19 protein-coding genes are annotated in these 15,410 nt (G+C 70.7%); 11 read left to right on the top strand and 8 right to left on the bottom strand.

All coding sequences use genetic code 11. The features are described from left to right. Positions 1 to 291 precede the first annotated feature (291 nt). The 8 genes from OG985_RS17035 (at position 292) to OG985_RS17000 (ending at position 6,425) form a co-directional block, all read left to right on the top strand. Positions 292 to 1,698 (top strand): family 2B encapsulin nanocompartment shell protein, encoded by a 1,407-nt coding sequence (locus tag OG985_RS17035; RefSeq protein WP_371669189.1) that lies wholly within the window; start codon positions 292 to 294, stop codon positions 1,696 to 1,698. A gap of 121 nt (positions 1,699 to 1,819) precedes the next feature. Continuing rightward, the gene (locus tag OG985_RS17030; protein ID WP_371674399.1) at positions 1,820 to 2,884 is read left to right on the top strand and encodes a family 2 encapsulin nanocompartment cargo protein polyprenyl transferase; all 1,065 of its coding nucleotides are present in this window, start codon (positions 1,820 to 1,822) and stop codon (positions 2,882 to 2,884) included. A gap of 189 nt (positions 2,885 to 3,073) precedes the next feature. Then, complete coding sequence (locus OG985_RS17025; RefSeq protein WP_371669188.1) at positions 3,074 to 3,691, top strand: GNAT family N-acetyltransferase; 618 nt, start codon at positions 3,074 to 3,076, stop codon at positions 3,689 to 3,691. 128 nt (positions 3,692 to 3,819) lie between these two features. Then, a complete protein-coding gene (locus OG985_RS17020) occupies positions 3,820 to 4,080 on the top strand; it encodes a hypothetical protein (protein WP_371669187.1) in 261 nt (86 codons plus the stop codon). Positions 4,081 to 4,165: 85 nt separating this feature from the next. Beyond that, the gene (locus tag OG985_RS17015; RefSeq protein ID WP_371669186.1) at positions 4,166 to 4,579 is read left to right on the top strand and encodes a YciI family protein; all 414 of its coding nucleotides are present in this window, start codon (positions 4,166 to 4,168) and stop codon (positions 4,577 to 4,579) included. Next, a complete protein-coding gene (locus OG985_RS17010) occupies positions 4,576 to 5,805 on the top strand; it encodes an RNA polymerase sigma factor (protein ID WP_371669185.1) in 1,230 nt (409 codons plus the stop codon). Before OG985_RS17015 ends, OG985_RS17010 begins: the two co-directional genes overlap by 4 nt. A 9-nt stretch (positions 5,806 to 5,814) precedes the next feature. After that, positions 5,815 to 6,147 carry a DUF952 domain-containing protein gene (locus tag OG985_RS17005; RefSeq protein WP_371669184.1) on the top strand — a complete coding sequence of 111 codons (333 nt, stop codon included), beginning with the start codon at positions 5,815 to 5,817 and terminating at the stop codon, positions 6,145 to 6,147. Then, complete coding sequence (locus OG985_RS17000; RefSeq protein WP_371669183.1) at positions 6,144 to 6,425, top strand: hypothetical protein; 282 nt, start codon at positions 6,144 to 6,146, stop codon at positions 6,423 to 6,425. The genes OG985_RS17005 and OG985_RS17000 overlap by 4 nt, the downstream gene beginning before the upstream one ends. On the opposite strand, the gene OG985_RS16995 is transcribed toward OG985_RS17000, so the two are convergent. The 4 genes from OG985_RS16995 to sodN all read right to left on the bottom strand — a co-directional run bounded on the left by OG985_RS16995 (position 6,422) and on the right by sodN (position 8,668). Further along, positions 6,422 to 7,165, bottom strand: coding sequence for a VOC family protein (locus tag OG985_RS16995; protein WP_371669182.1), 744 nt, complete (start codon positions 7,163 to 7,165; stop codon positions 6,422 to 6,424). The genes OG985_RS17000 and OG985_RS16995 overlap by 4 nt on opposite strands. Positions 7,166 to 7,208: 43 nt before the next feature. Then, positions 7,209 to 7,625, bottom strand: coding sequence for a VOC family protein (locus tag OG985_RS16990; RefSeq protein ID WP_371669181.1), 417 nt, complete (start codon positions 7,623 to 7,625; stop codon positions 7,209 to 7,211). Between the two features lie 80 nt (positions 7,626 to 7,705). Then, positions 7,706 to 8,119, bottom strand: coding sequence for a helix-turn-helix transcriptional regulator (locus OG985_RS16985; RefSeq protein WP_371674397.1), 414 nt, complete (start codon positions 8,117 to 8,119; stop codon positions 7,706 to 7,708). A gap of 153 nt (positions 8,120 to 8,272) precedes the next feature. After that, complete coding sequence (gene sodN / locus OG985_RS16980; RefSeq protein WP_020123534.1) at positions 8,273 to 8,668, bottom strand: superoxide dismutase, Ni; 396 nt, start codon at positions 8,666 to 8,668, stop codon at positions 8,273 to 8,275. Between the two features lie 145 nt (positions 8,669 to 8,813). On the opposite strand from sodN, the gene sodX reads away from it, so the two are divergent. Beyond that, on the top strand, positions 8,814 to 9,248 hold the full coding sequence (gene sodX / locus OG985_RS16975; protein ID WP_371674396.1) for a nickel-type superoxide dismutase maturation protease: 435 nt from the start codon (positions 8,814 to 8,816) through the stop codon (positions 9,246 to 9,248). On the opposite strand, the gene OG985_RS16970 is transcribed toward sodX, so the two are convergent. Next, complete coding sequence (locus OG985_RS16970) at positions 9,152 to 9,781, bottom strand: ABATE domain-containing protein (RefSeq protein WP_371669180.1); 630 nt, start codon at positions 9,779 to 9,781, stop codon at positions 9,152 to 9,154. The genes sodX and OG985_RS16970 overlap by 97 nt on opposite strands. Before the next feature lie 99 nt (positions 9,782 to 9,880). On the opposite strand from OG985_RS16970, the gene OG985_RS16965 reads away from it, so the two are divergent. Continuing rightward, on the top strand, positions 9,881 to 10,639 hold the full coding sequence (locus OG985_RS16965; protein ID WP_371669179.1) for a trans-aconitate 2-methyltransferase: 759 nt from the start codon (positions 9,881 to 9,883) through the stop codon (positions 10,637 to 10,639). Positions 10,640 to 10,711: 72 nt separating this feature from the next. On the opposite strand, the gene OG985_RS16960 is transcribed toward OG985_RS16965, so the two are convergent. Genes OG985_RS16960 through OG985_RS16950 form a run of 3 tightly spaced genes read right to left on the bottom strand, consistent with a single transcriptional unit; the run spans position 10,712 to position 13,437 of the window. Next, entirely contained in the window at positions 10,712 to 11,512 is an 801-nt protein-coding gene (locus tag OG985_RS16960; protein ID WP_371669178.1) for an amino acid ABC transporter ATP-binding protein, read from the bottom strand. Beyond that, entirely contained in the window at positions 11,509 to 12,438 is a 930-nt protein-coding gene (locus tag OG985_RS16955) for an amino acid ABC transporter permease (RefSeq protein ID WP_371669177.1), read from the bottom strand. Before OG985_RS16955 ends, OG985_RS16960 begins: the two co-directional genes overlap by 4 nt. 33 nt (positions 12,439 to 12,471) lie before the next feature. Continuing rightward, a complete protein-coding gene (locus OG985_RS16950; protein WP_371669176.1) occupies positions 12,472 to 13,437 on the bottom strand; it encodes an ABC transporter substrate-binding protein in 966 nt (321 codons plus the stop codon). Between the two features lie 631 nt (positions 13,438 to 14,068). Between OG985_RS16950 and OG985_RS16945 the strand changes: the two genes are divergently transcribed. After that, positions 14,069 to 15,292, top strand: a complete 1,224-nt coding sequence (locus OG985_RS16945; RefSeq protein ID WP_371669175.1) for an NADP-dependent malic enzyme — start codon at positions 14,069 to 14,071, stop codon at positions 15,290 to 15,292. Positions 15,293 to 15,410: the final 118 nt, after the last annotated feature.

Here is a 15,410-nt window from a genome sequence, read left to right as displayed (position 1 = left end):
CTGCTACCGATGCTTCTACCGAAAACGGGATGGCCCGGACACATCGTTCGCACGGCGAGCGATCCGATTCGGACAGGCCGGATGACGGGGGCGGAGGCGCGTGTCGCCGTTCGGGAGGCGCGACGGCACGACGCGTGTGGACAGAAGACCCATCCGTGCCCAATCGCCCCGTGATCCATTCCCGCTCTTTCGTGTAATAGCACCGACACGCTCCGTGAGGAAGGCTTGGTCAGGCAGATCGATGCCCAGGCGCAGATCGGTGCCGGGGCATGACCGGGAGGGCAATTCCTTATGTCGGTAGGCGAAGAGGTCCGCACGGATCAGGGCAAGCCGCAGCAGAGTCTCGGCACGGCGGCCGCGCGGAACCTGGCCACCACCACCAAGTCCGCGCCGCAGATGCAGGAGATCAGCTCTCGCTGGCTGCTGCGCATGCTGCCGTGGGTGAACGTCCAGGGCGGCACCTACCGGGTGAACCGGCGGTTGACCTACTCCGTGGGCGACGGCCGGGTGACGTTCGTGAAGACCGGCGACCGCGTCGAGGTGATCCCCGCCGAGCTGGGCGAACTGCCCGCGCTGCGGTCCTACGAGGACGAGGACGTGCTCACCGAGCTCGCCCGGCGCTGCCAGCAGCGCGAGTTCGGGCCGGGCGACGTGATCGCCTCCTTCGGCAGCGCGGCCGACGAGGTCTTCCTGCTGGCGCACGGCAGGGTGGAGAAGGTCGGCACCGGCCCGTACGGCGACGACGCGGTCCTCGGAGTCCTCGCCGACGGCGCCTACTTCGGCGACCAGTCACTGCTGGACCCGGACGCCATCTGGGAGTACACCGCCCGCGCGGTCACCGGGTGCACCATGCTCGTACTGCCCCGTCAGGACGTCGAGCAGGTCGCCGAGCGCTCCGAGTCCCTGCGCGAACACCTCCAGCAGCTGCGCAGCATTCCGGAGCAGCGCACCAACAAGTTCGGCGAGAAGGAGATCGACCTCGCGGCCGGCCACTCCGGCGAGCCGGACATCCCGCACACCTTCGTCGACTACGAGTCCAGCCCCCGCGAGTACGAACTGAGCGTCGCCCAGACCGTGCTGCGCATCCACTCACGCGTGGCCGACCTCTACAACCAGCCGATGAACCAGACCGAGCACCAGCTCCGGCTGACCGTCGAGGCGCTGAAGGAACGCCAGGAACACGAACTCGTCAACAACCGCGAGTTCGGGCTGCTGAACAACTGTGAGTACGACCAGCGGCTCCAGCCGCACGACGGCGTGCCCAGCCCCGACGACCTGGACGAACTGCTCAGCAGGCGGCGCGGCACCAAGCTGCTGCTCGCCCACCCGCGCGCCATCGCCGCGATCGGCCGTGAGCTCAACAAGCGCGGACTCGTGCCCGAGACCATCGACGTGGCCGGCCACCGCATCCCCACCTGGCGCGGCGTGCCGATCTACCCGTGCGCCAAGATCCCGGTCACCGAGGCCCGTACGACCTCGATCATCGCCATGCGTACCGGCGAGGCCGAGCAGGGCGTCATCGGCCTGCAGCAGGCCGGCATCCCGGACGAGATCGAGCCGAGCCTGTCCGTGCGCTTCATGGGCATCAACGAGCAGGCGATCATCAAGTACCTGGTGACGGCCTACTACTCGGCCGCGGTTCTCGTGCCGGACGCGCTCGGTGTCCTGGAGAACGTCGAGATCGGCCGCTGGAGGTGACGTTCCCGCACCGGGAAGCCGTGTCCCCGCCCGCCGGGGCGGGGGCACCCGGTCGCACGCGGCCGGCCGCTCCGCGGACACCGTCCGCGGACTCTCCGAGGGAGACCCCGTGACCGAGTTCATGACGGAGCCGAAGCAGCGGCCCACCGAGCCCTGTCCGCCCGACGGGCAGGAGGCCGTGGCGATCCTGGAGAGCGCCCGGGCCTGTGTCGATCCCGGACTGCGTGCGGCTCTCGAGTCGCTGCCCGGCTCGATGCGCCGGATCGCGCTCTACCACTTCGGCTGGGAACACGCCGACGGCACTCCGGCGGCGGGCAACCCGGGCAAGGCGATCCGCCCGGCGCTCGTCCTCACCGCGGCGGCCGCGCTCGGCGGGCAGCCCGCCCGCTCGGCGTCCCTGCGGGCGGCCGCGGCGGTGGAACTGGTCCACAACTTCACGCTGCTGCACGACGACGTGATGGACCGGGACACCACCCGCCGCCACCGGCCCACCGCCTGGACCGTCTTCGGCGACGCCGACGCCATCCTCGCCGGGGACGCTCTGCAGGCACTGGCCCTCGGACTGCTCGCCGAGGACCCGCACCCGGCGTCCGCGGCCGCCGCCGCCCGGCTCGCGGCCTGCGTCATGGAACTGTGCGCGGGCCAGCACACGGACACGGACATGGAGCGACGCGCACCCGGCGAGGTCACCCTCGGCGAGGTGCTCACCATGGCCGAGGCGAAGACGGGCGCGCTGCTGGGGTGCGCCTGCGCGATGGGCGCCCTGTACGCGGGCGTCGCGGAGGAGGACGTCGAGGCCATGGACGCGTTCGGCCGGCAGGCCGGGCTCGCCTTCCAGCTCATCGACGACGTGATCGGCATATGGGGCGACCCGGTGCGCACCGGCAAGCCGGCCGGTGCGGACCTCGTCGCCCGCAAGAAGTCACTGCCCGTGGTGGCCGCCCTCGCCTCCGGCACACCGGCGGCCGCCGAACTGGCCGAGCTGTACCGCGTCCCGTACCGCGAGGGGGACCTGGAGCGGACCGCGCTGGCGGTGGAGCGGGCGGGCGGACGCGACTGGGCGCAGGTCCAGGCGGCCGACCGGATGGCCCGCGCCATGCAGGAACTGGCCCGCGCGGTGCCCGAGCCGGAGGCGGCGGGTGGGCTGCTCGCGCTGGCCGAGTTCGTCACCCGGCGCAGCAACTGACGGTCGCGGTGACCGAGGGGCCCCGATACCCCGGAGCCACCGGAACCGTGCGGACCTGACCCCGCGCGGTGTCCGAGGGCTCCGGTCGGCGGGTCCCGCACATCCCCACGGTGTGCGGGGCCCGCCCTTTCTGCCACCGGATAGGCTCAACGCCCGTACGATCAATGTCGGTTGGACGAAGGGGCGGACATGGGTGTGGCGATCCGGGTGGCCGGCGAGGGCGACCGCGAGCCGGTCGTCCGGCTGCTGGACGAGGCCTTCCAGGACGATCCGGTCAGCAGATGGGTCTTCCCGGGCGACGCGTACCGCCGCACGACCCACCACAGGCTGATGGCCGCCTTCACCGACATCGTGCTCGCCGAGGGCCGTATCGACGTCACCGAGGACGGCGCGGCCTGCGCGCTGTGGCTGTCCGTGCCCGCGCCGGACGGCGCCGGCGAGCATGCGGACGGGCACGCCGAGGACGAGGGGCCGGCCCAGCTGCGCGCGGCCGTCGACCCGGACAACGAGCGCGTCGAGCTGATCGGCCGGCTGACCGCGGACATCCACCCCGCCGGCCGGGCCCACGAGTATCTGTGGATGATCGCCGTGGCGCCGCAGCGCCAGGGCGAGGGGCTCGGCAGCGCACTCATCGAGACGGTCCTCGACCGCTGCGACCGTGAGGCGCTGCCCGCCTACCTGGAGGCGAGCAGTGCCCGCAGCCGCACGCTGTACGAGCGTCTCGGCTTCACGCTCGTGGGCCGTCCCCTCGACCTGCCCGACGGCCCCCGGATGTGGCCGATGTGGCGGGACCCGCAGTCCGCGTAGCCCGCCCGGGACGCTCACCCCGGGCATCGGGCCGTGTCCGACGTGCCCGGGTGCGCGCCCTCACCGGCCGTGCACGCGGTCGCGTCGAGCGGGAAGCGCCGGGGGCCCCTGCGTCCTACCCTGAAGACATGGACGGCGAAGAGCACCACTGTCCCGCCTGCGGGCAGCCCGTCGACACGGTCGTCCGGCGCCACAAGACGCTGGGCGCGTGGGTCCCGGTGTGGGTGGCCGGCCCGTGCCGCAACCCCCGGTGCGACGCCTACGCGGCGAAGGGCGCGGCGGCCGTACGGGAGGGCTCCGTACGGGAGGGCTCCGTACGAGAGGGCTCCGTACGAGAGGGTGCCGCGTCCGACGAGGAGCCCGGAGAACCCGCCGAGAAAGAATCCTGACCCGTGTCGAGAACCCCGGCCCGGCTCCGACGTCCCCCGTGAGAGCCGCCCAGCGCGGGCGGCCGGATGCCGAAGGAGCGGAGTCATGAAGTATCTGGTCATGGTGCAGGGCACACAGGCGGACTACGAGTCGATGCGCGGCAAGGCGTCCCCGGGCGCCCCGGCCTGGAGCGAGCAGGAACTGCAGGCCATGTACGCCTACATGGGCGCGATCAGCGACGACCTGTCCGAGAAGGGCGAGCTGGTCGACGCGCAGGGCCTCGCGGAGCCCGCGCAGACCCGCCAGGTCACCCTCGGCGAGGACGGCAGGGCCGTGATCACCGACGGGCCGTACAGCGAGACCAAGGAGCTGATGGCGGGCTACTGGGTCGTGGAGTGCGAGAGCCTCGAGCGGGTCACCGAGATCGCCGAGCGGGTCACCCGGTGCCCCGGTCCCGAGGGGCTCACCAACTACCCGGTCGTGATCCGTCCGATCATGGACGGTGCCGGGGACATATGAGCCACGGTCCCGCCGACACCGAGGACCTGCTGCGCCGCAACGCGCCCCAGGTCCTCGGTGCGCTGGTCAGGCGGTACGGGCACTTCGACGCCGCCGAGGACGCCGTACAGGAGGCGCTGCTCGCGGCGGCCCGGCAGTGGCCCGCGGCCGGCGTGCCGGACAATCCGCGCGGCTGGCTCATCAGGGTCGCCTCGCGGCGGCTGACGGACAGCCTGCGCGCGGAGGCCGCGCGGCGGGCGCGGGAGGAGAGGGCGGCGGCGCTCACACCGCGCGACGCGTTCACGGCCCCGCCGCCGGGTGCCGACCGGGCTCCTCGCGAGGACGACACGCTCTCGCTGCTCTTCCTCTGCTGCCACCCGGACCTGACCCCGCCCGCGCGGATCGCGCTCACGCTGCGCGCGGTCGGCGGCCTGACGACGGCGGAGATCGCCCGCGCGCACCTGGTCCCCGAGGCGACCATGGCGCAGCGCATCAGCCGGGCCAAGCAGAAGGTGCGAGGCGTGCGCTTCGGCCGGCCGGACCACTGGGAGCAGCGGCTGCCCGCGGTCCTGCACATCCTCTACCTGATGTTCAACGAGGGCTACACGGCGACCTCCGGACCCAGCCTTCAGCGCCGTGACCTCGCACGCGAGGCGATCCGGCTGACCCGCACGGTCCACCGGCTGCTCCCCGACGACTGCGAGGTGACCGGTCTGCTCGCGCTGATGGTGCTCACCGACGCCCGCCGCGACGCGCGCACCGGACCGCACGGCGAACTCGTGCCGCTCGACGAACAGGACCGCGACCGCTGGGACAGGGCCGCGATCGAGGAGGGCGTCGCGCTGGTCACCGGCGCGCTCGGCGAAGGCCGCGCGGGCCCCTACCAGATCCGTGCCGCCATCGCGGCCGTGCACGACGAGGCCGCGTCCGCGGAGGCCACCGACTGGCGCGAGATCCTCGGCCTGTACGACGTGCTGGTGGGCCTCGTGCCCGGTCCCGTGGAACGCCTCGGCCGCGCCGTCGCCGTCGCCATGGTCCACGGCCCGCAGGCAGGCCTCGCCGAACTGGGAGAACTGGAGACAGAGTTGAGCGGCGGGCACCGGCTGGACGCGGTCCGCGGTCATCTGCTGGAGCGGGCCGGTGCGTACGAAGAGGCCCGCGCCGCCTACGAGTCGGCGGCCGCCAGGACCCTGAGCCTGCCGGAACGGCGCTATTTGCAGGCGCGGGCTGCCCGCTCGAGGCCGTAGCGTGAACGCATGTCCGAACCGGAACACATCCTGCACATCACCGAACGCTCCCTGTGGGACGCGGCGCGCACCCGGGGCGCGTACGAGATGTCGACCCGCGGTCGCACCCTCCGGGAGGAGGGCTTCATCCACTGCTCGACCCGAGACCAGCTCCCGCGCGTGGCCGCTTTCCTGTACGGCTCCCCCGACGGGCCCGAGGACCTGGTGGTGCTGGTCGTGGACCCCGCGCGGCTCGACGCCGAGGTGCGCTACGAGGCACCCGAGCCCGGCGGCGAGCGGTTCCCGCACGTGTACGGGCCGATCGCGGTGGACGCCGTGGTCGACGTGGAGGACTGGGTGTGACGCCGGACGGGGGAGAGCGCCGTCGGCGGATGTGGCGGTGGGCGCTGGTGGTGTGGGCGGTGACGGTGGCCGTCGGCGGCGGACTCACCCTGTGGCTCCAGGACTCGACCGAGCCGCCGCCGGCCACCGGCAGGCACGGCCGACAGGAGACCGCGGATCCGGCGGCGCCGCTGCTCCGGCTGGACGTGGACGACAGCGAGTGCCCGGGCCCCGGCGTTTCCCCGGAGCCCCGGGAAGAGCCGAACGCCGTCCTCTGCGCGTACGCGACGCTCCGTTAGCGGGCTGCGCGGGGGAGCCCGCCCGTCTCCGGGTCGCGGCCGGTCAGGCAGTACGTACCGCCCGCCGGGTCGCGCATCACCGTCCAGTGGCGGCCCCGGGCGACGAGCTGTGCGCCGAGTCGCTCGTGGTCGGCGCGGGTCGCCTCGATGTCCGCGCAGGCCAGGTCGAGGTGGGCGGTGGCGGGCCGCTCCTCGCCGAGGCGCTGGAGGAGGATACGGATCGGCAGCCCGGGCGGCGGCTTGACCACGTGGAACTCGGCGAGCGAGCCCGGCAGCGACTCCCAGCCGGCCGTCAGCCGGCTCCAGAAGGCGACTTCGGCCTCGTAGGCGGAGGGCGGCGTGTCGAGGCAGACCTGGTCGAGCCGGCTGCCGTGCGTCACGGGCGGGCGGGCCGACTCCCCGTGCCAGGGCACGGCACAGAACAACTGCCCGGCGGGAGACCGCAGTACGGCCCACCCGTCGTGTTCCCCGGCGAGCGACGCCCCGAGTTCGAGCGCCGTCCCCACGAACCCGGGTACGTCGTCGACGGCGAGGTCGAGGTGGGCGCCGCCGTCCTTGTCGTCGACGCCCTGGATCTTCACGCAGGCGTCGGCCGCGTCCGGCACGAGAGTGGCGAACTCGCCCCGCTCACCCCGGGGCGCGGACAGCCGCGTGTCCGTGACGGCCGTCCAGAACTCACCGGCCCGGTCGAGGAGGCCGGCCGGCCGGTCGACGAAGGCGTACGTCCAGCGGATGCTCATGCCGTGATCGTAGGTGGGTGACCTGCCGCGGCCGGTCCCGGTGTCAGTCGCCGTCCCGCTCCATGAAGCGCAGCATGTTCCCGGCGGGATCGCGGAACGCGCAGTCGCGGACCCCGTACGGCTGGTCCATCGGCTCCTGGAGGACGTCGGCGCCGGACTCCTGCACGCGCGCGTAGAGGGCGTCGCAGTCGGCGGTGGTGAAGTTGACCCCGCGCAGCATCCCCTTGGCCAGCAGCTGGGCCATCGCCTCCCGGTCCGCGGGGGAGGCGTCGGGGTTCGCCGCCGGCGGCTCCAGCACGATCTCCACGTCGGGCTGCAAGGGCGACCCGACGGTCACCCACCGCATGCCCTCGAACCCGACGTCGTTGCGCACCTCCATGCCCAGGACGTCACGGTAGAAGGTGATCGCCTTGTCGTGGTCGTCGACGGCGATGAAGCACTGCCTGAGTTTGATGTCCATGACCGCAGGCTAAGGCCGCGTCCGGCATTTCGCGTCGCCCGGCCGACAGGCACTGGGGCCACAGAGCCGGCTTCCTGGCCCTAGGCCCACGGAGCCGGCTTCGCCGTCCGCCTGGGCCGGGTGAACGTGCGCGCCACGCAGGCCGGGATCGACGCCCCCGCCTCGTGCGAGCGGGCCCGGTAGGCGCTCGGGGTCTCGCCGACCAGTTCGGTGAAGCGGGAGCTGAAGGAGCCCAGGGAGGTACAGCCGACCTCCATGCACACCTCCGTGACGGTCAGGTCACCGCGGCGCAGCAGGGCCTTGGCCCGTTCGACACGGCGGGTCATGAGGTAGCTGTAGGGCGTCTCGCCGAACGCCGCGCGGAAGCTGCGCTGGAAGTGGCCCGGCGACATCAGCGCGGTACCGGCGAGCGCGGCCACGTCGAGAGGCTGCGCGTACTCGCGGTTCATCCGGTCACGCGCCCGCCGCAGGCGGACCAGGTCCTCCGTGGTCACCATCACGACAGCATCGCACGATCCCCGCCACGCGGACGCGTGTTCGTGCCCGAACGCCGAAGGGGCCCGGCCGACGGATCGGCCGGGCCCCTTCGGGATGCCCGTGGGCCTGCGACGGTGCACCGGTCGCGGGTCCGCGGAGGCTGACAGACGTCAGGCCTTCTTCGTCTCCCAGAAGATCTTGTCGATCTGGGCGATGTAGTCCAGAGCCTTCTGGCCCGTGGCCGGGTCGGTGGACGCCTTGGCGGCCGAGAGGGCCTTCAGGGCGTCGTTGACCAGCTGGTGCAGCTCCGGGTACTTCTCGAAGTGCGGGGGCTTGAAGTAGTCGCTCCAGAGCACCGAGACGTGGTGCTTCGCGAGCTCGGCGCGCTGCTCCTTGATGACCGTGGCGCGCGCCTGGAAGTGCGGGTCGTCGTTGGCGGCCATCTTCTCCTGCACGGCCTTCACCGACTCCGCCTCGATGCGGGCCTGGGCCGGGTCGTACACACCGCAGGGCAGGTCGCAGTGCGCGCTGACCTTGACCTTGGGGGCAAACAGGCGGGAAAGCATGGAGCGTTCCTTCCTCGTGATCGTCTTCTCAGGTGGGACATTACTCCCTGGGGGAGTGGATTTCGCGAGTGCCCCCATGGGCTTAGGACAAAAGTCCAGGGTCAGACTGAGACTGGTGGAGGAACGGACCGGGGAGGTGCCGGGGATGCCGGAGCTGTCGCAGGAGACCGAGCGGGGGAGGGCGGTGCAGCCCTTCGGACGGTTCGAGGTGACCGGGCCGTCGATGGTGCCCACGCTGTACCAGGGCGACTGGCTCCTGGTGCGGCACGGGGGCCGGATCAGGCCCGGTGACGTCGTCGTCCTGCGCCATCCCTTCCAGCAGGACCTGCTCATCGTCAAGCGGGCCGTGGAGCGGCGCGAGGGCGGCTGGTGGGTGCTCGCGGACAACTCGTTCGCCGGGAGCGACAGCAACGACTACGGCGTCGTGCCCGACGACCTGATCCTCGGGAAGGTCCGTTTCCGCTACCGGCCGCTCGGTGCCGATCAGCGCTCGCCGCTCGCGGTGCTGCGCTGGGCGCTGTCGGCCGCCAGGCCCGTCTTCTGGGAGCGGTCCGTCTCCAGGCGCTTGCGGGCGCGGTAGGCCGCGACGTTCGCGCGGGTCGCGCAGCGGTCGGAGCAGTAGCGCCGGGAGCGGTTGGTCGAGGTGTCCAGGTAGGCGTTGCGGCACGGGGCCGCCTCGCACAGGCCGAGGCGGTCCACGCCGTGCTCGGTCAGATGGAAGGCCAGGCCCATCGCGGCGATCGCCGCGAAGCCGGCGGTCGCGTTCGACGGGTGGTCGGCCAGGTGCATGTGCCACAGCGGACGGCCCTCGTCGTCCCGGAAGTCGTGGCCGGAGATCTGCGGGCTCACCGGGAACTCCAGCAGCAGGGAGTTCAGCAGATCCACCGCGAGCGTCTCGTCGCCCTGGTCCGCCGCCTCGAAGACGGAGCGCAGCCGGCCCCGGACCGAGCGGAACCGCGTCACGTCCGCGTCGGTGGCGCGGCGGGCCGCCGACGAGTTGCCGCCGAACAGGTCGCGGACGGCCTCGACCGAGGTCAGCGAGTCCTTGCCCCGGGCCGGGTCCTCGCTGTTGACGAGACGGACGGCGTAGTCCGAGTAATAGGCCAGTTCCACTTGTAGTCCTTACGGAGGCGTTCTATCGTCGTGGTGCGGTCGGGTAACAGCTGATCGTGCTTTCAGGGTATTACGTGGGCGACCGAAACGAGGGCTTCCATGACCACCGGTACCGGAACCGACTGGCACGCCTGGCAGGAGAGCTGGGACCGCCAGCAGGAGTCGTACATGCCCGACCGCGAGGAGCGGTTCCGCATCATGCTCGACATGGTCGAGGCCCTCGCCGGCCCCGCGCCGCGCGTCCTGGACCTCGCCTGCGGCACCGGCAGCATCACGGCCCGGCTGCTCGCCCGCCTCCCGGACGCCACCAGCACCGGTGTCGACCTCGACCCGGCGCTCCTCGCCATCGCCGAGGGCACCTTCGCGGGCGACGGGCGGGTTTCCCTCGTCACCGCCGACCTCCAGGACCCGGACTGGCCGGCGAGACTGCCGTACGACTCGTACGACGCCGTCCTGACCGCCACGGCCCTGCACTGGCTGCACAGCGAACCCCTCACGGCCCTCTACGGTCAGGTCGCCGGACTCGTCCGCGACGGCGGTGTCTTCATGAACGCCGACCACATGACCGACGACACGACGCCCCGGATCAACGCGGCCGAACGGGCCCGGCGCCACGCCCTCATGGACCAGGCCCGAGGCGAGGGCGCCCTCGACTGGGCCCAATGGTGGCAGCTCGCCGCCCAGGACCCCGTTCTCGCCGAACCGACCGCGCGCCGCTTCGAGATCTACGGCGAGCACGCCGAAGGCGACACGCCCTCCGCCGCCTGGCACGCGCGCGTACTGCGCGAGCGGGGCTTCGCCGAGGCCCGGCCCGTGTGGTGCTCGCCGTCGGACACGCTGCTGCTGGCGCTCAAGTAGGACCGACGCGGCACCCGGCACATGCGAAAGGGGCGGTACGAGGATCTCGTACCGCCCCTCTCGCAGGTGGCGCTAGAGCACCTTGGACAGGAACGACTTCGTCCGGTCGTGCTGCGGGTCCGTCAGGACGTCGCGCGGATGGCCGGACTCGACCACCACACCGTCGTCCATGAAGACCAGCGAGTCGCCGACCTCACGGGCGAAGCCCATCTCGTGCGTGACGACGATCATCGTCATGCCGTCCTCCGCGAGGTCCCGCATGACGTCGAGGACCTCGCCGACCAGCTCCGGGTCGAGCGCCGAGGTCGGCTCGTCGAAGAGCATCAGCTTCGGCTCCATCGCCAGCGCGCGGGCGATGGCGACCCGCTGCTGCTGACCGCCGGAGAGCCGTGAGGGGTAGTGGTCCTTGTGCTCGCCGAGGCCCACCCGGTCCAGCAGCCGCTGCGCCCGCTCCCGGGCGACGGCCTTCGTCTCGCCCTTGACCTGGAGCGGCGCCTCCATGACGTTCTCGAGCGCCGTCATGTGGGGGAAGAGGTTGAAGCGCTGGAACACCATGCCGATGTCCCGCCGCTGCGCGGCCACTTCCTTCTCCTTGAGCTCGTAGAGCTTGTCGCCCCTCTGCCGGTAGCCGACCAGGTCGCCGTCGACCGACAGCCGGCCGGCGCTGATCTTCTCCAGGTGGTTGATGCACCGCAGGAAGGTGGACTTGCCGGAGCCGGACGGGCCGATCAGGCAGAACACCTCACGCGCGTTCACCTCCAGGTCGATGCCCTTGAGGATGTGCGCGAGCCCGAAGGACTTGTGCACCCCCTCGGCCTTGACCATGGGGTGGCCACTCGGGCTCGGGGTGAGGTCCTTGCTGAGACCGCTCATCGGGTCACCTCCGGGCGGCGGAAGGAAGCGAACAGACGGAGGTTCTTCCGCAGGCGCTGCAACGGGGTCGGCGGCAGGGTGCGCATCGAACCGCGGGCGTAACGGCGCTCCAGGTAGTACTGGAAGACGCTGAAGACGCTGGTCAGGATCAGGTACCAGATCGACGCCACGAAATACAGCTCGACGACGGCCAACGAGGTGCTGGAGACGTCCGTGGACCGTTTGATCAGTTCGTTGAACTGGACCGCGTAGGCGAGCGACGAGGTCTTCAGCATGTTGATGAACTCGTTGCCGGTCGGCGGCACGATCACGCGCATGGCCTGCGGAAGGATCACCCGTCGCAGCGTCTTGGCCTGCGTCATGCCCAGCGCGTGCGAGGCCTCCGTCTGCCCCTCGTCGACCGACTGGATGCCGGCCCGGACGATCTCGGACATGTACGCGGCCTCGTTGAGGCCCAGGCCGAGCAGCGCCGCGAGGAACGGCGTCATCACGTCGTTCATCTCGTCCTTGTAGAACCCCAGGTTGAGCATGGGGAACACGAGGGCGATGTTGTACCAGAGCAGCAGCTGCACCAGCACCGGGGTCCCGCGGAAGAACCAGATGTACAACCAGGACACCGTGCTGGTGACCGGGTTGGACGACATCCGCATCACCGCGAGGATCACGCCCAGGACGAGACCCAGCACCATGGCGAGCACGGAGATGTACAGCGTGTGCCAGACGCCGGACAGGATCAGGTCGTCCGTCAGGTAGTCCGGGATGATGTCGTAGTTGATGTTCGCGTTGGAGAACGCGATCCCGATCAGCACCAGGACGGCGATGACCGCCGCACCGGCCACCCAGCGGCCGTAGTGGCGCACCGGGATGGCCTTGATCTGCTCCGGCGGCACCGACGGCGCCGGAACCTTGTCGACAATGTCAGTCACAGTGACTGCCCTTCAGTGGTACGTCAGGCAGGGTCAGGAGCCGCCGTTGATCTTGGCCTCGGTCACCGCGCCGTCCGTGACGTTCCACTTCTCCAGGATCTTCTTGTACTCGCCGTTCTCGATGATCGCGCTCATCGCCGCCTGCAGGGCGTCGCGCAGCTGGGTGTTCGACTTGCTGACGCCGATGCCGTAGGGGCCGGCCTCGATCTGCTCGCCGACGACCTCGAAGTCGTTGCCGCCGCCCGAGGTCTTCGCGTTGTACGCGGCGACCGGGAAGTCGTTCAGGTCGGCGACGGACGCGCCCTGCTTCAGGCGGAGCAGCGCCTCGGGGTCGGTGTCGAAGGTCTGCAGCGTGATCGCCTTCTTGCCGTCCTCCTTGCACTTCGTGCTCTGGGCCTTGGCGATGCCCTCGGACGTGGTGCCCTTCTGCAGGGCCACGACCTTGCCGCACAGGTCGTCCAGGGACTTGATGTTCTTCGGGTTGCCCTTCTGGACCAGGATCGAGGTGCCCGCGGTGAAGTAGTCGACGAAGTCGATACCGTCGCCGACCTTCTTGCCGGTGTCGGAGTCGACGCCCTCCTGGCGGTCCTTGGTGTCGTTCATCGCGGACATGATCACGTTGAACCGCTTGGACTGCAGACCGACGATGAGCTGGTCGAACTTGCCGTTCTGGAAGTCGAACTTCACGCCGAGCTGCTTGCCGAGGGCGTCGGCGATGTCGGGGTCGATACCGACGGCCTTGCCGCTCTCCATGTACTCGACCGGCGGGTAGGCGATGTCGGAGCCCACCTTGATGACACCGGCGCTCTTGATGTCCGCGGGGAGCTTGCCGGCGAGCGGAGCGGCGGACGCGGACGACTCCGACGTGCTGTCGCTGCTGCTCTTGTCCGTCTGGTCACCACAGGCGGTGAGCAGCAGGGCGCCTGCGACCGCGATCGCACCGACCGCGGCTGTCCGGGAGTGCGCGACGGTCGTACGACGGGTGGAGCTTGCGGTCATGGTGGGTTCCTCCGGCGGATGGGTGGAGTGCCGATGGGGCCGGCGGTTGCCGACGGGGTCGACAGTTGCCGTGGGTCGACGAGAACACACGTCTTCGAGTGTCGCGACCTCGTGTGATGACGGCATCTTGCCATTCGGACTGAACCATTCAGGGGACTCGGCATGTCAAAATCGGATAACGGGTGACCCCCGAACCACACCAGGTCGGTACATCACGGCCGCACCTTCTGCGGGAATCTGTCCTTCCGGCCGGAAGATCTTCGGTACATCTCAGGATGCGACCTTCACTTGCGCAAAGCCTGTGATCTTCACCGTACGCTCCGGACGCTCATCGAGCGCTTCTCGAGGACTTGTCCAGATATCTCCTCATGATTCGTGTCACCGTCAGCATCCGACGCCTTCCGGAATGTCACCTCCGGGATGTGACCTTGCACGTATTGGACTCGTCGCCGCGCGGTCCGTCCGGTAAGAAGGTTCTTTACACCCCTCATCCGGGGCTCAGGGCGCGTGTGCGGCGCGCCCGTCGCGTACAGCCCTCACGCAACACGACACGGGCCGTGCGCGGTGCCCGCCCACTTCTCAACCAGGAGTGGCCACCCTCAAACCATGAAGACCTAAGGGGTAAGACAAAGTGGCAGCGGAGATCGTCAATCCTCGCAGCGACAGCGATACGGGCCAGGACAGCGGGGCGGAGCCCCTCGATTCCTTCGACCCCGCGTTCGCGCTGCACCGCGGCGGCAAGATGGCAGTGCAGGCCACCGTGCCCATCCGCGACAAGGACGACCTGTCCCTGGCGTACACGCCCGGCGTCGCGAAGGTGTGCAGCGCGATCGCCGAGCAGCCGGACCTCGTCCACGACTACACGTGGAAGTCCTCCGTCGTCGCCGTCGTGACGGACGGTACGGCTGTGCTCGGACTCGGAGACATCGGCCCCGAGGCCTCCCTTCCGGTGATGGAGGGCAAGGCGATCCTCTTCAAGCAGTTCGGCGGCGTGGACGCGGTGCCCATCGCGCTGGCCTGCACCGGAGTCGATGAGATCGTCGAGACCGTGGTGCGCCTCGCCCCCTCCTTCGGCGGCATCAACCTCGAGGACATCTCGGCGCCGCGGTGCTTCGAGATCGAGCGCAAGCTCCAGGAGCGGCTGGACATCCCCGTCTTCCACGACGACCAGCACGGTACGGCCGTCGTCACACTGGCCGCGCTGCGGAACGCCGCGCGGTTGACCGGGCGGGGTCTCGGTGATCTGCGGGCGGTGATCTCGGGCGCCGGCGCGGCCGGTGTCGCCATCGCGAAGATGCTGGTCGAGGCCGGCATCGGAGATGTCGCCGTCGCGGACCGCAAGGGCATCGTGTCCGCCGACCGGGACGACCTGACCTCGGTCAAGCGCGAACTCGCCGGCTTCACCAACAAGGCCGGGATCACCGGCCCGCTGGAAGCGGCGCTGGAGGGCGCCGACGTCTTCATCGGCGTCTCCGGCGGTACGGTCCCGGAGCCGGCGGTGGCCTCGATGGCGGAGGGGGCCTTCGTCTTCGCCATGGCCAACCCGAACCCCGAGGTGCACCCGGACGTGGCCCACAAGTACGCGGCCGTCGTCGCCACCGGGCGCTCGGACTTCCCGAACCAGATCAACAACGTGCTGGCTTTCCCGGGCATCTTCGCGGGCGCGCTGCAGGTGCGGGCCTCCCGGATCACCGAGGGCATGAAGCTCGCGGCGGCCGAGGCGCTGGCCTCCGTCGTGGGCGACGACCTCGCCGCGGACTACGTCATCCCGTCCCCCTTCGACGAGCGGGTCGCTCCCGTGGTGACGGCGGCCGTGGCCGCGGCCGCCCGCGCGGAGGGTGTCGCCCGCCGCTGACGCTCACCGAAACGGCCCCGTCCTTCTGGGCGGGGCCGTTTTTTTACCTGCCCGTCCGGCTGATCGAGTGGTCCGGGCCGGAGGCAAGAGGGCATGTGTCACAGGGCGTCCCGGTTCA

This window comes from Streptomyces sp. NBC_00289 (assembly GCF_041435115.1).
In the GTDB taxonomy this organism is placed as follows: Bacteria; Actinomycetota; Actinomycetes; order Streptomycetales; family Streptomycetaceae; genus Streptomyces.
Note: the sequence above shows the minus strand (reverse complement) of the source record. Positions and strands in the feature narration are given on the sequence as shown.